General features: G+C 68.9%; 15 protein-coding genes and 1 tRNA gene. 8 read left to right on the plus strand and 8 right to left on the minus strand.

Annotated features, from left to right (window positions below; translation table 11 throughout):
* The first annotated feature begins 4 nt into the window (after positions 1-4).
* Complete coding sequence (locus HNQ73_RS09465; protein ID WP_183334604.1) at positions 5-1507, plus strand: tripartite tricarboxylate transporter permease; 1503 nt, start codon at positions 5-7, stop codon at positions 1505-1507.
* Positions 1508-1584: 77 nt separating this feature from the next.
* Here HNQ73_RS09465 and HNQ73_RS09470 read toward each other — a convergent pair whose 3' ends face one another.
* From HNQ73_RS09470 to HNQ73_RS09480, 3 genes are all read right to left on the minus strand, one after another.
* Complete coding sequence (locus HNQ73_RS09470; RefSeq protein WP_183334605.1) at positions 1585-2085, minus strand: DUF2059 domain-containing protein; 501 nt, start codon at positions 2083-2085, stop codon at positions 1585-1587.
* A 107-nt stretch (positions 2086-2192) separates the two neighbouring features.
* Entirely contained in the window at positions 2193-2894 is a 702-nt protein-coding gene (gene rpiA / locus HNQ73_RS09475; RefSeq protein ID WP_183334606.1) for a ribose-5-phosphate isomerase RpiA, read from the minus strand.
* A 121-nt stretch (positions 2895-3015) separates the two neighbouring features.
* Positions 3016-3462, minus strand: coding sequence for a hypothetical protein (locus tag HNQ73_RS09480; protein WP_244650055.1), 447 nt, complete (start codon positions 3460-3462; stop codon positions 3016-3018).
* Positions 3463-3580: 118 nt separating this feature from the next.
* Between HNQ73_RS09480 and gph the strand changes: the two genes are divergently transcribed.
* The gene (gene gph, locus HNQ73_RS09485) at positions 3581-4273 is read left to right on the plus strand and encodes a phosphoglycolate phosphatase (protein ID WP_183334608.1); all 693 of its coding nucleotides are present in this window, start codon (positions 3581-3583) and stop codon (positions 4271-4273) included.
* Between the two features lie 7 nt (positions 4274-4280).
* On the opposite strand, the gene HNQ73_RS09490 is transcribed toward gph, so the two are convergent.
* The 3 genes from HNQ73_RS09490 to HNQ73_RS09500 form a co-directional block, all read right to left on the minus strand.
* Positions 4281-4883 (minus strand): SCO family protein, encoded by a 603-nt coding sequence (locus tag HNQ73_RS09490; RefSeq protein ID WP_183334609.1) that lies wholly within the window; start codon positions 4881-4883, stop codon positions 4281-4283.
* A gap of 11 nt (positions 4884-4894) precedes the next feature.
* The gene (locus HNQ73_RS09495; RefSeq protein WP_183334610.1) at positions 4895-5446 is read right to left on the minus strand and encodes a copper chaperone PCu(A)C; all 552 of its coding nucleotides are present in this window, start codon (positions 5444-5446) and stop codon (positions 4895-4897) included.
* A 95-nt stretch (positions 5447-5541) separates the two neighbouring features.
* Positions 5542-5919, minus strand: a complete 378-nt coding sequence (locus tag HNQ73_RS09500; RefSeq protein WP_183334611.1) for a DUF2946 family protein — start codon at positions 5917-5919, stop codon at positions 5542-5544.
* 150 nt (positions 5920-6069) lie between these two features.
* Between HNQ73_RS09500 and HNQ73_RS09505 the strand changes: the two genes are divergently transcribed.
* Positions 6070-6144 (plus strand) — tRNA-Val (locus HNQ73_RS09505).
* Between the two features lie 186 nt (positions 6145-6330).
* On the opposite strand, the gene HNQ73_RS09510 is transcribed toward HNQ73_RS09505, so the two are convergent.
* On the minus strand, positions 6331-6801 hold the full coding sequence (locus HNQ73_RS09510; protein WP_183334612.1) for a hypothetical protein: 471 nt from the start codon (positions 6799-6801) through the stop codon (positions 6331-6333).
* A 254-nt stretch (positions 6802-7055) separates the two neighbouring features.
* Between HNQ73_RS09510 and HNQ73_RS09515 the strand changes: the two genes are divergently transcribed.
* Positions 7056-7625, plus strand: coding sequence for a L,D-transpeptidase (locus HNQ73_RS09515; protein WP_183334613.1), 570 nt, complete (start codon positions 7056-7058; stop codon positions 7623-7625).
* A gap of 82 nt (positions 7626-7707) precedes the next feature.
* On the opposite strand, the gene HNQ73_RS09520 is transcribed toward HNQ73_RS09515, so the two are convergent.
* Positions 7708-8082 (minus strand): gamma-butyrobetaine hydroxylase family protein, encoded by a 375-nt coding sequence (locus tag HNQ73_RS09520; RefSeq protein WP_183334614.1) that lies wholly within the window; start codon positions 8080-8082, stop codon positions 7708-7710.
* A gap of 129 nt (positions 8083-8211) precedes the next feature.
* Here HNQ73_RS09520 and moaA point away from each other — a divergent pair, with 129 nt between their 5' ends.
* The 4 genes from moaA (at position 8212) to HNQ73_RS09540 (ending at position 12634) form a co-directional block, all read left to right on the plus strand.
* Positions 8212-9252 carry a GTP 3',8-cyclase MoaA gene (gene moaA / locus HNQ73_RS09525; protein ID WP_183334615.1) on the plus strand — a complete coding sequence of 347 codons (1041 nt, stop codon included), beginning with the start codon at positions 8212-8214 and terminating at the stop codon, positions 9250-9252.
* Between the two features lie 71 nt (positions 9253-9323).
* Positions 9324-10469, plus strand: coding sequence for an N-methyl-L-tryptophan oxidase (gene solA, locus HNQ73_RS09530; RefSeq protein WP_183334616.1), 1146 nt, complete (start codon positions 9324-9326; stop codon positions 10467-10469).
* A gap of 33 nt (positions 10470-10502) precedes the next feature.
* Entirely contained in the window at positions 10503-11432 is a 930-nt protein-coding gene (locus tag HNQ73_RS09535) for a DMT family transporter (protein WP_183334617.1), read from the plus strand.
* Positions 11429-12634 (plus strand): multidrug effflux MFS transporter, encoded by a 1206-nt coding sequence (locus tag HNQ73_RS09540; protein ID WP_183334618.1) that lies wholly within the window; start codon positions 11429-11431, stop codon positions 12632-12634. Before HNQ73_RS09535 ends, HNQ73_RS09540 begins: the two co-directional genes overlap by 4 nt.
* Positions 12635-12699 lie beyond the last annotated feature (65 nt).

Raw genomic sequence — 12699 nt, forward strand, 5'->3', positions numbered from 1 at the left:
TCCGGTGCTCGATTCCGTTCTCGCGCTCGCGCAGGGATTCTCCGTCGCCCTGGAGCCGACGAAGCTGCTCTTCGCGCTCATCGGCGTCTTCCTCGGCACAGCCGTCGGCGTCCTGCCGGGCATCGGCCCGGCGCTCACCGTGGCGCTGCTGCTGCCCGTCACCTTCAAGCTGGACCCGACGGGCTCGCTCATCATGTTCGCCGGCATCTACTACGGTGGCATGTATGGCGGCTCGACCACGTCGATCCTGATCAACACACCCGGCGAAAGCTCCTCGATGATCACGGCGCTCGAGGGCAACAAGATGGCCAAGGCCGGGCGCGGCGGGCCAGCCCTCGCCACCGCCGCCATCGGCTCCTTCGTGGCCGGTCTCATCGCCACCATCGGTCTTGCGCTGTTCGCCCCCTGGCTTGTCGAGATCGCCATCCAGTTCGGCCCGGCCGACTATTTCGCGCTGATGATCCTGGCCTTCGTCACCGTCTCGGCGACCTTCGGCGATTCGCCGCTGCGCGGCCTCACGAGTCTCTTCATCGGCCTGATGCTCGGCCTCGTCGGCCTCGACGCGCTGAGCGGCCAGGCGCGCCTGACCTTCGGCGTGCCCGAGCTGCTGGACGGCATCGAGGTGACGACGCTGGCCGTGGGGCTTTTTGCCGTCGGCGAGGCGCTCTACGTCGCCTCGCGCCTGAAGCACGCGCCCGAGACGATCGAGCCGGTGCGCGGCTCGCTGTGGATGACGAAGGAAGACTGGAAGCGGTCGTGGAAGCCTTGGCTACGCGGCACGGCACTCGGCTTCCCCATTGGCTCGCTGCCGGCCGGCGGCGCCGAGATCCCGACCTTCCTCTCCTACACCATCGAGAAGAGGCTGACGAAACACCCGGAGGAATTCGGCAAGGGCGCCATCGAGGGTGTCGCCGGCCCCGAGGCGGCAAACAACGCCTCGGCCGCGGGCACGCTGATGCCGCTGCTGACCCTCGGCCTGCCGACCTCGGCAACGGCGGCGATCCTGCTCGCCGGCTTCCAGCAGTACGGGCTCAATCCCGGCCCGCTGCTGTTCGCCGAGAAGCCGGATCTCGTCTGGGGCCTCATCGCCAGCCTGTTCATCGCCAACGTGATGCTGGTGGTGCTCAACCTGCCACTCATCGGCCTGTGGGTACGGCTGCTCGCCATTCCGCAGCCCTGGCTCTATGCGGGCATCCTCGTCTTCGCGGCGATGGGCACGATCGCGGCAAACCCTTCGCCCGTCGAGCTCATCATGCTGGCGGTCTTCGGCCTGCTCGGCTTCGTCATGCGGCGCTACGACTATCCCATCGCGCCCATGGTCGTCGGCCTCATCCTCGGGCCGATGGCGGAGACGCAGCTCAGGCGCGCCCTGCAGATCAGCCTGGGCGATCCGATGGCGCTGGTCGAGAGCCCGCTCGCGGCGACGCTGCTCGCCATCGCGGCGCTGGCGCTGGTGGCGCCCCTCATCTTCAAGGGCCTGTCGCGCTTCAAGGCCGAGGAGGACTGAACCACCTGCCCGTTCACCGACAAAAGAAAACCGGCGGCCCTTGCGGCCGCCGGTTTTTTTCCGCGCGGGGCGAAGCGTCAGAGCTGGTGGCCGCGCTTGGCCATCTCGGCGCGAACCTGGCTCATCGTCTCCTCGAAGACGCGGTTCGTCCAGTCCTGCATGGCGATGTAGAGGTCATCGAGAACCGCGGGCTGGGCGGCAACATAGGCCTTGCCGGCATCGGAGGTGAAGAAAGCCGCCGTGGCCTTGAGATCGGCCTCGTTCATGCGGCTCGCGAGGATCTTGGCCGCCGTGTCGACCAGCTCTGCCTTCTTGCTCTCGATGGAGGGCTGCACCTGCGCCAGCACCTCGTCGAGATCCTTCGTGATCTCGGGCCGTGTGACGTAGCTCTGCTTGATGCGCGCCGCGAAGGTCGGCACGAGCGCCTCGAAGGAGCGGTCCATGCCCGAGCCCGTCACGATCTGGCGCGCCGCCTCGACCTTGGCCGGCGTGATGGGCCCCACCTCCTGAGCAGCGACCGGGCCGGCAAGGGAAAAGGCGACGACGGCGGCCGCGACGTGAATGGCTGTACGCTTCATTGATCGATCTCTCCCTGGCGCCTCGCGCCCTGCAAGCGCATGTCGTGCGGATGGCTGCGATCAGAACGACGGAACGGCAATCGAAGTCAATATCCCGTCCCGCGGTCTCAGCCGAGCTCGCCGAGCTCGACGAGCCCCTGCTCCGTGGCGATGATCGCCCCGGATGCGAGGCCGAGGAAGAGCCCGTGCTCGACCACGCCCGGAATGGCGACGAGCTCGCCGGCGAGCGCCTCCGGCTCCTCGATGCGCTGCAGCGCGGCATCGAGGATGTAGTGCCCGCCATCGGTGACGAATGGGTTGCCGTCCGCCCCCCGTCGCAGCGTCAGCGACGCCGAGGGCCAGCGCCTGGCGAGAACCTGCGCGATGGCTTCCTGCGTGGCGCGCAGGCCGAAGGGATTGACCTCGATGGGCAGCGGAAAGCGCCCGAGAACGTCCACGCGCTTGGAGCTGTCAGCGATGACGACCATACGCCGGCTGGCGGCCGCGACGATCTTCTCGCGCAGGAGCGCGCCGCCACCGCCCTTGATGAGGCGCAGGCTGTCGTCCAGCTCGTCGGCACCGTCGACGGTAAGGTCGAGGGCAGGCGTCTCGTCGAGCGTGGTGAGCGGAATGCCTTCCGCCTCCGCCTGCATGCGTGTCGCCTCAGAGGTGGGAACGCAGACAACCTTGAGCCCGGCCCGCACCTTCTCACCGACGATGGCGACGAAATGGCGGGCGGTCGACCCCGTTCCGAGGCCCAGGCGCATGCCGTCCCGGACCAGCTCGGCTGCCCGCGCGGCCGCGGAGCGCTTCATCTCTTCGGCATTCATTCCAACGATCCGCCTTGAATCTGCCGGCTGGCGCCCTGCATGCCTGACTGGATGCGCGCGCCGGCCCGCTCATGTCCCGCCGCTTTAACACGCGCATCGGGCAGCGCAAAGGCAGCGCGGCTCAGCGCGCGCCCGTGCCGCGCTGCCCGCTGTCGCCGCCGGCCGGCTGCTCGCCGCTGCCGCCCCCGCTCGCGGCCGCGCCGCTGGTGGCCTGCGGCGTGCAGACCACGTGGTCGTTGAAGACGTAGCAGACGCTCATCTCCCCGGTGCGGTAATTGACGCGGAAGACGCCTGCCTCCTTCTGATGGTTCGAGGCGACGAGGCCGTATTCGCCCGGCGTCTGCGGCCCTGCCCCCTCGCCCGCCGGATAGCAGAAGGTGACGCCGATGGTGCCTTCCTTGAGGCCGTACTGGCAGGCCCCCACCTCACCCGTGACCCGGTCGACCCGGTAGATGCGGTTGAGGTCCGTCTGCGGGGCGGCCTTGAACTCGAACTGGTTGGCCTCGGCGGGCAGGACGAAGGCGGCGAGCAGCACGGCAGCCGCGGAAAACTTCGCGATGGGCGTCATGACAACTCCGATGCGGGCGAATCGCGTTGGCATTCTACCATCGCCCCGTTGGCACCGATGCAGCCGTCAGGCCCCGCGGGCTTGCCCGCACCGGCCACATCGGCTAGCCCTTCCTTCCATGTCCCACACCGCGACCATCGTTTTCGACCTCGACGGCACCCTGGCCGATACGGCGCCCGATCTCATTGCGACGCTGAATTTCATCCTCGTCGAGGAGGGGCTGAAGCCCGTTCCCCTCGACAGGGCGCGCGACCTCGTCGGCGCCGGGGGCCGCGCTCTGCTCGAGCGGGGCATCGCGGCCAACGGCCGCACCGTCTCGGCAGCGCATCTCGACACGCTCTACCAGCGCTTCCTCGAGGTCTATGCCGGCCGCATCGCGGTGGAGAGCCGGCTCTTTCCGGGCGTTGCGGAGGCACTCGAGCGCTTCGAGGCTGCGGGCTGGCGCCTCGCCGTGTGCACCAACAAGGTCGAGCGCCACTCGGTCATGCTGCTTGAGGCGCTGGGCATCGCACCGCGCTTCCACGCCATCTGCGGGCGCGACACCTTCCCCTTCTTCAAGCCCGACCCGCGGCATCTGACGATGACGATCGAAGCTGCGGGCGGTGTACCGGACGCAGCCGTGATGGTCGGCGATTCGCAGACGGACATCGCCACCGCCAAGGCAGCCGGCATCCCGGTCGTGGCCGTGCCCTTCGGCTACACCATGACGCCGGTGAGCGAGCTCGACCCGGACACCATCATCGAGCACTTCGACCACCTGTGGGACGCTGCGACGGCCCTGTCCCGCCGCACGTCCCTCGCCCGGTCGTGACGGCTGCTCAGCGCTCGATGAGCCGACGCAGCTTGCGCATCTGCGTCTCCTGCTGCTCGTGATAGTCGAGCGTGCCGGCGAAATTCCCCTGCCGGTCCATGAGATAGACCGAGGCCGTGTGGTTGATGGTGTAGCCACCCCCCTCGGTCGGCACGCGCTGATAGGTGGCGCGGTAGGCCTTCACCACCGCGTCGATCTCCTCCTGCGTGCCGGTGAGGCCGATGATGCGGGGATCGAAGGACTCGAGATAGGTCGCCAGCAGCTCCCGCGTGTCCCGCTCGGGATCGACGGTGATGAACAGCACGGTGAGCCTGTCGCCGTCGGGCCCGAGTGCCTTCAGGTTCTCCGACATCTCGAAGAGCGTCGTCGGGCAGACGTCCGGACAGTGGGTGAAGCCGAAGAAGACGGCGAAGGGCCGCCCCGCCAGGTCGGCAGACGACAGCTTCCTGCCGTCGTGCGTCGTCAGCGTGAACGGCCCGCCGATGTTGGCGGCGCCGATCATGCGTCCGCCCTGGGGCGCCATGAGACGGTCGCCGACGATCCACAGGGCGCCCGCGAGCAGCGCGATGACGGCCACGAGGCTCCACAGGATGATGCGCAAACGGCTCATGGCGCAGCTCCTCAATGGTTGGCGTGGTTCTTGTGGCTATCGGCCTTGCCGTCGCCCCGGGCGCCGATGCCCTCGACCTTGAACTCGACCGTGACCTTGCCGGCCTTCTCGAAGACGAGCTCGCCCCTGAAGGTGTCGCCTTCCTTGAGCTGCCGCGCCAGGGGCATGAACATGAGATGGTAGCCGCCGGGAGCGAGCTTCACCGTCTCGCCCGCCCTGATGGGGAGCCCGTCGGGCAGCGGGCTCATCTTCATCACGTCGCCCTCCATCTTCATCTCGTGGATCTCGCCGCGCGGGGCGATCTCGGCGCTCACCGCGACGAGCCGGTCATCGGCATCGCCCGTGTTCTCGATGGTCATGTAGCCGCCTGCGACAGGAGCGTTGGCCGGCGTGGCGCGCGACCAGGGGTGGCCGATCCTGAGGGCGCCGGCCTTGTAGCCATGCGCCGAGGCGCCGCCGGCGAAAGCCGCAAGACCGGTGGCAAGAATTGCCGCGCCGACGAGGACACGGCGGCGGGAAGCGGAAAGTTGCGCAGTGAAGCCGGCAACAGAAAGCGATGTCATCAACCTGATCTCCGATGGCGGCGGGCGGGCGGCGGCATCGTGTGCCGTCCGTCATCCGCATTCGCCGCGGTTGGCTCGAGATGCGTGAATCGGGATCAGATCACCGGTGGCGCGCGCGGTGCCGGCTTGAGGCGGGACAGGTCCCGCCGCGACAGCGGCTCGGCCAGTGGCAGCGCCGGCCGGTCGTGCGCCGGCCGGGCGACAGGAATCGCCGACGGCATGGCCGCCGGGACGAGCGCGGAGCCGGGCGTCAGCTGGCCGCAGGTGAGGATGCAATGCAGATCGTGGTGGGCGGCGGGGGCCTCGTCCCCGGTCGTCGCATCTGCGCCTCCAGGCGTGCACCAGACAAGGCCCAGGGAGGAGCCGGCACCTTCCGCCGCGGCGGCGGGCACGGCGGCCATCCCCGCAAGCATGGCCTGCAGGGCGAGCGCATAGGCCAGCGCCAGGACGGCAAGGAGACGCGGCAGCCGCATTCATCCCTCTGGATCGACTACGGGACGAGCAGTAGCGCGGGCTTTTCACAGGAGCAACGTGACATTGTGCGCTTCCTCGCTTGACGCCGGCGCGCACTGCCCATAGAAGGCGCGTTACGAGCCCTGCAGCGGCAGGCAACGCTATGGCTCGGGCGTGTAGCTCAGCGGGAGAGCACTCCCTTCACACGGGAGGGGTCACAGGTTCAATCCCTGTCACGCCCACCATTCATCTACCCTCGCGCTCGAACGCATTTTACCGAACACATTTTACGCGGGCAGTCCTGCTTCGCGGCCGGGTTGCGGATGCACCCGCGCGCCTGACCTGGCATGCGGGGGCATGGACGCCCCGTGAAGACGGCCCGCTTCGTTGCGACAGAGGTGGCTAGCGCGTGATATCGTCGGCGCGCCGTGTCAGCGCGGCGCGTTGGTGCGCAGCCAGGAGACGATGCGGCGCGCGTCCAGCGAACGGGCTGCAAGGCGCCGTCCTGCTGCCATCGCCCGGGGCGTGGCGGCGACGGGCACGGATGCGGTGTGCCCCTCCCCTTCGCCGTCTGCCGCGCGCCGCGCCGCAGCGGCGGCCGCAAGCAGCGCGCCGGCGACAGACGAGGCCTCCTCCGCCACCTCGACCGCGGCCTGCCAGCGGTCGCCAGCCTGCTCCGCGGCCGGTTGGGCAAAGAGCGGTCGCGCCGCCCTTTCCAGCCGGTCTGCCAGCCTGCCGAGGCGGCGTGCCGCCTCGACCGTGCCTGGCCCCTGCGCGCCTGCTTCGGCGACGACGAGGGCGCTGTCGAGGCCGACGACGGCAAGGTTGGCCGCCAGCGTGCGGACGCGCGCCCCGGCCGCATCGGCCTGCGCGCCATGCAATGATTTCGCCGGATCCGCCATGTCGATTGACCCCATTTTAGTCAGATACGACTAAAATACGGCGCGGAGTGTTGAGTATTCATTTACGCCGCTCCAACAACGGCGGCGGAAAGTGTGGCAGCGCCGCCACGCACCCCGGCGTTCACAATGATTTGGGCGCGGAAACGTCACGCTGTCGTTGCACGATAGCCGATGTTTCGACACATTGGCCTCGAGGCGGAACTTTTGACAGCCTTTTGTCACTCTCGATTCCCGCACACCCATCGAGGCAACCGATGCGCGGCATTCTCTTTGCCATAACGGGCCTTGTGGCTCTCGCAGCCACACCGGCCAGCGCCTACCAGATCGATCCCCTCACACGCCAGCCGCTCCACGAGACCGACCAGTACCAGCTGCAGGCGAGCCCGGTGACGCGTGAGGTCGTGCCCTACAACGGCCGCCACGCCCCCGGCACCATCGTGGTCTCCACCTCCGAGCGGCGCCTCTACTACGTGCTCGGCAACGGCCGCGCCATCCGTTACGGCATCGGCGTCGGCCGCCCGGGCTTCACCTGGAGCGGCGTGAAGACGGTGACGGCAAAGCGCGAGTGGCCCGACTGGCGCCCGCCGCCGCAGATGCTGAAGCGTCGTCCCGACCTGCCGCGCTATATGCCCGGCGGTCCGGACAACCCGCTCGGCGCGCGCGCCCTCTATCTCGGCAACTCGCTCTACCGCATCCACGGCTCGAACGAGCCGGACACCATCGGCCAGGCGGTGTCCTCCGGCTGCATCCGCATGATGAACGAGGACGTCATCGACCTCTACGACCGCGTGCGTGTCGGCACGAAGGTCATAGTGATGCGCTGAGCCGCAGCTTCCCTGCCTTCACGACAAAGCCGGCCGCCGCGCGGCCGGCTTTCTTCATGGCGAAACGCCTCTGCCTTGTGCCTCACCGCCTCCTCGGCGGCTCCCGCGACAGCCCCTTCTCCTCCAGCTCGGCGAGATAGGCCTGCCACCTGGCCTCAAAGTCGCTGCCGAGCTCGTAGAGATAGTCCCAGGTGTAGATGCCGGTGTCGTGCAGGTCGTCGAAGACGAGCTTGACGGCATAGCGGCCGACGGGCTCGACGCCGATGATCTCGACGTTCTTCTTGCCCGCCACGGTCTTGCGGTCGCCCGGCCCGTGGCCGCGCACCTCGGCGGACGGGCTCGAGACGCGCAGGTATTCGGCCGCGAGCGTGAACTGCCGGCCGTCCTCGAAGGTCACGAGAAGCTGGCGGCGGTCCTTCGCCAGGCGGATCTCGCTCGGCCAGTGGATGCTTTCCATCGATCCGTTATCCCCGCACAACTGTGATCGGCTTTCCTGCCGCAAGTGCCGATCCGGGATTGATGCCCCGGCAATCACCCTTAAATTGGTATCCATAAAGACGCCAGAGCGGGGGTGGAGGAGGACGGTTTGGCCGACACGACAGTTCTCGACCGGGGCGAGGTCCGGCCTGCCCTGCCGCTCCTCGATCCGTTCGCACGGGCCATCACCTATCTGCGCGTGTCGGTGACCGACCGGTGCGACCTGCGCTGCGTCTACTGCATGGCCGAGGACATGCACTTCCTGCCCAAGCGCGACCTGCTGACGCTGGAGGAGCTGGACAGGCTGTGCAGCGTCTTCATCCGCCGCGGCGTGCGCAAGCTGCGCATCACCGGCGGCGAGCCGCTGGTGCGGCGTGATATCATGCGCCTGTTCGCCTCCCTCTCCCGCCACCTCGAGAGTGGCGCTCTGGAGGAGCTGACGCTGACGACCAACGGCACGCAGCTAGCCCGCCATGCGCGCGACCTCGCGGCCTGCGGCGTCCGGCGCATCAACGTCTCGCTCGACACGCTCTTGCCCGCGACCTTTCGCGCGCTGACGCGCTGGGGCGACCTCAGCAGGGTGCTCGCCGGCATCGATGCGGCGCAGGAAGCGGGCCTCGCCGTCAAGATCAACGCCGTGGCGCTCAAGGGCGTGAACGAGGACGAGATCCCCTCGCTGATGGAATGGGCGCACGGGCGGGGCATGGACCTCTCGCTCATCGAGGTGATGCCGCTTGGCGAGATCGGGCCGGCGCGGGTGGACCAGTTCCTGCCCCTCTCCCTCGTCAAGGCGCGGCTCGCCGAGCGCTACACGCTCGAGGAGATCGACTATCGCACCGGCGGCCCGGCGCGTTACGTCCGCGTGCGGGAGACAGGCGGGCGCCTCGGCTTCATCACGCCGATGACGCACAATTTCTGCGAGAGCTGCAATCGTGTGCGACTGACCTGCACCGGCACGCTCTACATGTGCCTCGGCCAGGAAGACGCGGCCGACCTGCGCGCACCGCTGCGCGCCTCCGCCAGCGACGGGCCGGTGGAGGAGGCGATCGAGCGCGCCATCGCCCGCAAGCCGCGTGGCCACGACTTCGTCATCGACCGGCGCCGCCGCCAGCCAGCCGTCGGACGGCACATGAGCGTCACCGGCGGTTGACGCCCGGCCCCTTCTTCGCGATCAATCGCCGTGCCGCCGATCCGGGCGGTCGTCCTGATGCGGAGGAGCCGATGGGTGCGGGGCAGCGTTACGACGTCATCGTCGTCGGCATGGGCGGGATGGGCAGCGCCGCCGCCTACCAGCTCGCCCGGCGTGGCAAGCGCGTGCTCGGCCTCGAGCGGTTCGACATCGGCCACAGCATGGGCTCGTCGCACGGCGTCAACCGCATCATCCGCCTCGCCTATTTCGAGCATCCAGACTACGTCCCGCTGCTGCGCCATGCCTATCGCCTCTGGCGGGAGACCGAGCAGGCGCACGGTGAGCAGCTGCTCTTCATCACCGGCTCCATTGATGCCGGCCCGCGCGGCAGCCGCGTGGCGGCAGGCTCGCTCGCCTCGTGCATCGCGCACGGGCTGGAGCATGAGGAGCTGACGGCCGGGGAGCTCGCTCGGCGTTTTCCCGGCTGGCGGCTGCCGGACGGCTATTCCGCGGTCTACCAGGCGGAGGGCGGCTTCGTCGCGAGCGAGCGCGCCATCCTCGCCCATGTGTGGCTGGCGCTGCGCCACGGCGCCGAGATCCGGGCGCGCGAGCCCGTGCTCGACTGGTCGACAACCGCCGAAGGCGTTTGTGTGCGCACGCCGCAGGGCACCTATCACGCCGAGCGGCTCGTCCTGTCGGCTGGCGCCTGGATGGGCGAAATGGTGCCGGCGCTCGCCGGCAAGGCCGTGCCCGAGCGGCAGGTAATCGGCTGGTTCTGGCCGAAGGATCCCGAGCTCTTCGCACTCGACCGCTTCCCCGTCGGCAACCTCCTCACCGAGCACGGGCACTTCTACGTCTTCCCGCAGTGGGGCATGCCGGGCTTCAAGATCGGCCTCTACCACCACTTTAACGAGACCGGGGCGGCAGACGATCTGCCGCGCGAGGCGACCGCGCGCGACGAGGAAGCGCTGCGCACGGGCATCCGCCACTATTTCCCGGCCGCCGACGGGCCTGTGATGTCGCTGCGCGGCTGCCTCTTCACCAACACGCCGGACGAGCATTTCGTCATCGACACGCTGCCGGGCGACCCGCGCGTCGTCGTGGCCTCGCCCTGCTCGGGCCACGGCTTCAAGTTCGCCAGCGCCATCGGAGATATTCTCGCAGATCTGGCCTGCGGTGCACGCCCTGCATTCGACCTCGACCTCTTCAAGCTCGACCGGCTGGGCAAAGCGGCGTAATCATCGCCCGCAGTATCGCTCGAGGAGTCTGTCTTGGCCACGGCTGCCGACAACCGGCGCGGCATCGTCGCGATGCTGAGCGCCATGGCGCTTTTCTGCGGCAACGACACGCTGGTGAAGCTCGCCACCACCTCCTATCCGGCGAGCCAGATCCTCGTCGTGCGCGGCGTCTTCGCCGTCGTCGCAGCGATCGTGCTCGCCCTCGCGCTCGGCCAGGTCGGCAAGTGGCGCAGCCTCGGCAACCCGATGCTCCTGCTGCGCGCCTTCCTCGAGGCGGGCGTGGCCTTCACCTTCATCACCGCGCTCGCCCGCATCCCGCTCGGCAACATCACCGCCATCCTGCAGGCGACGCCCATCCTGATGACGCTGTTCGCCGCTGTCCTCGGCCTCGAGACCGTCGGCTGGCGGCGCTGGTGCGCGATTTTCGTCGGCTTCTGCGGCGTGGTTCTGATCGTCAAGCCGGACATGACGGGCTTCGACGCCTGGGCGCTGATCGCCCTTTTCTCCTCGGCACTCGCAGCCATGCGCGACCTCGTCACGCGCCAGATCCGGGCGGACGTCTCGACCGGTCTCGTCACCATCGCCAGCGCCATCGCGGTCCCCCTCGTCGGCCTGGTCCTGGCACCGACGCAGGAGTGGCAGCCTCTCGACACGCGGGCGACCATCTTCCTCGCGGTGGCGGCGGTGCTCGTCTCCGTCGGCAACTACTGCCTCATCGTCGCCTGCCGCGGCACGGACGTTTCGCTCGTCTCGTCCTTCCGCTACAGCGTCGTCGTGTGGGCGATCCTGGTCGGCTTCCTCGTCTGGGGCGAACTGCCCGACGTGCTTTCCATGGCCGGCATGGGCCTCGTTGTCGCCGCCGGTGTCTACACGATCCACCGCGAGCGGGTGCGCATGCGGGAGGCGCGCGCCAGGGAAGCCGCGCAGCGACAGGCCGAACCCGTGCCGGCGGGGCAGCCGTGAACCGGCCCCTCCCGCCCGGAGAGGTTTCGGCGCCGCCGCGTCCAAGCCTCGCGGTGCTGGTGGCGGTGTCGGCTCTGCAACCCTTCGCGCTCAACGTGCTCGCGCCGGCGACGCCGGCACTGGCGCGCACGTTCTCCACCGACTACGCCACAATCCAGCTCACCCTCGGGCTCTATCTGCTCGCCGTCGCCGTCACGCAGGTGGTGATCGGCCCCATCTCCGACCGCTTCGGCCGCCGGCCCTGCGTCATCGGCGGTGTCGTCCTCTTCACCATCGGCTCCCTTGCGGGCGCCTTCGCGATCGACACCGTGACCCTGCTCGCCGCCCGCGTTGTCCAGGCGGCCGGTGGCGGCACCGCCTTCGCCCTGGCGCGCGCCATCGTGCGCGACACCTCCGGCAGGGACGAGGCGGCGAGCCGCATCGGCTATCTCACCATGGTGATGGTGGTGGCGCCGATGGTGGCGCCCTTCGTCGGCGGGGTGATCGACGCGCAGCTCGGCTGGCGCGCCATCTTCGGCGCGAAGGCGGTGTTCGGCCTCGCCGTGCTCGTCTATGCGCTCGCCGTGCTCGGCGAGACGGCGCCGAAGACGCATCTGACCAGTGTTGGCGACATGCTGCGCGCCTTCCCTCTCCTGCTCGGCGACCGCGGCTTCCTCGGCTACACGCTTTCCCTGTCCTTCACGAGTGCGTCCTTCTTCGCCTTCATCGCCGGTGCGCCTTTCGTGGTGGTGGAAAGCATGGGCCACTCGGCCGATGTCTATGGCGCCTTCTTTGCGCTGACAGCCCTCGGCTACATGGTCGGCAACTTCATCTCCGGCCGCTATGCGCTGCGCATGGGCACGGACCTCATGGTGACGATCGGCACCGTGCTCTCGCTCGCCGCCATCCTCGCCGAGATCGCCCTCATTGCGGCGATGCCCTGGACGCCGACAACGCTGTTCCTGCCACTCGTGGTCAATGCCGTGGGCAATGGCCTCACCATGCCCGGCGCGACCGCCGGGGCCCTGTCGGCAAGGCCGGAAGCGGCGGGCACCGCCTCTGGCGTCGCTGGCGCGCTGCAGCTCGGGCTCGGCGCGCTCGTCTCCTTCATCACCGGTGCGGTGGTGGTCGCGGCGCCGACGGCGCTCATCGCCGTCATGGCCATCTGCATCGTCGCCAGCTTCGCCGGCCACCGCTTCGGCCGCGCCGGGCGCAGCCGATAGGCTTTAGACGATAGTCTAATATGCCTGCCATCGGTGCAGGACAGGGCCGGCGCATATCTTGTACG

This window comes from Chelatococcus composti (assembly GCF_014201415.1).
GTDB classification, from domain to species: Bacteria; Pseudomonadota; Alphaproteobacteria; order Rhizobiales; family Beijerinckiaceae; genus Chelatococcus_A; species Chelatococcus_A composti.

What these genes read in the sequence shown, in the direction of transcription:
- HNQ73_RS09470 (WP_183334605.1), bottom strand. Translation starts at nt 2,085, where the DNA reads ATGAAGCGTACAGCCATTCACGTCGCGGCCGCCGTCGTCGCCTTTTCC.
- rpiA (WP_183334606.1), bottom strand. Translation starts at nt 2,894, where the DNA reads ATGAATGCCGAAGAGATGAAGCGCTCCGCGGCCGCGCGGGCAGCCGAG.
- HNQ73_RS09480 (WP_244650055.1), bottom strand. Translation starts at nt 3,462, where the DNA reads ATGACGCCCATCGCGAAGTTTTCCGCGGCTGCCGTGCTGCTCGCCGCC.
- gph (WP_183334608.1), top strand. Translation starts at nt 3,581, where the DNA reads ATGTCCCACACCGCGACCATCGTTTTCGACCTCGACGGCACCCTGGCC.
- HNQ73_RS09490 (WP_183334609.1), bottom strand. Translation starts at nt 4,883, where the DNA reads ATGAGCCGTTTGCGCATCATCCTGTGGAGCCTCGTGGCCGTCATCGCG.
- HNQ73_RS09495 (WP_183334610.1), bottom strand. Translation starts at nt 5,446, where the DNA reads ATGACATCGCTTTCTGTTGCCGGCTTCACTGCGCAACTTTCCGCTTCC.
- HNQ73_RS09500 (WP_183334611.1), bottom strand. Translation starts at nt 5,919, where the DNA reads ATGCGGCTGCCGCGTCTCCTTGCCGTCCTGGCGCTGGCCTATGCGCTC.
- HNQ73_RS09510 (WP_183334612.1), bottom strand. Translation starts at nt 6,801, where the DNA reads ATGGCGGATCCGGCGAAATCATTGCATGGCGCGCAGGCCGATGCGGCC.
- HNQ73_RS09515 (WP_183334613.1), top strand. Translation starts at nt 7,056, where the DNA reads ATGCGCGGCATTCTCTTTGCCATAACGGGCCTTGTGGCTCTCGCAGCC.
- HNQ73_RS09520 (WP_183334614.1), bottom strand. Translation starts at nt 8,082, where the DNA reads ATGGAAAGCATCCACTGGCCGAGCGAGATCCGCCTGGCGAAGGACCGC.
- solA (WP_183334616.1), top strand. Translation starts at nt 9,324, where the DNA reads ATGGGTGCGGGGCAGCGTTACGACGTCATCGTCGTCGGCATGGGCGGG.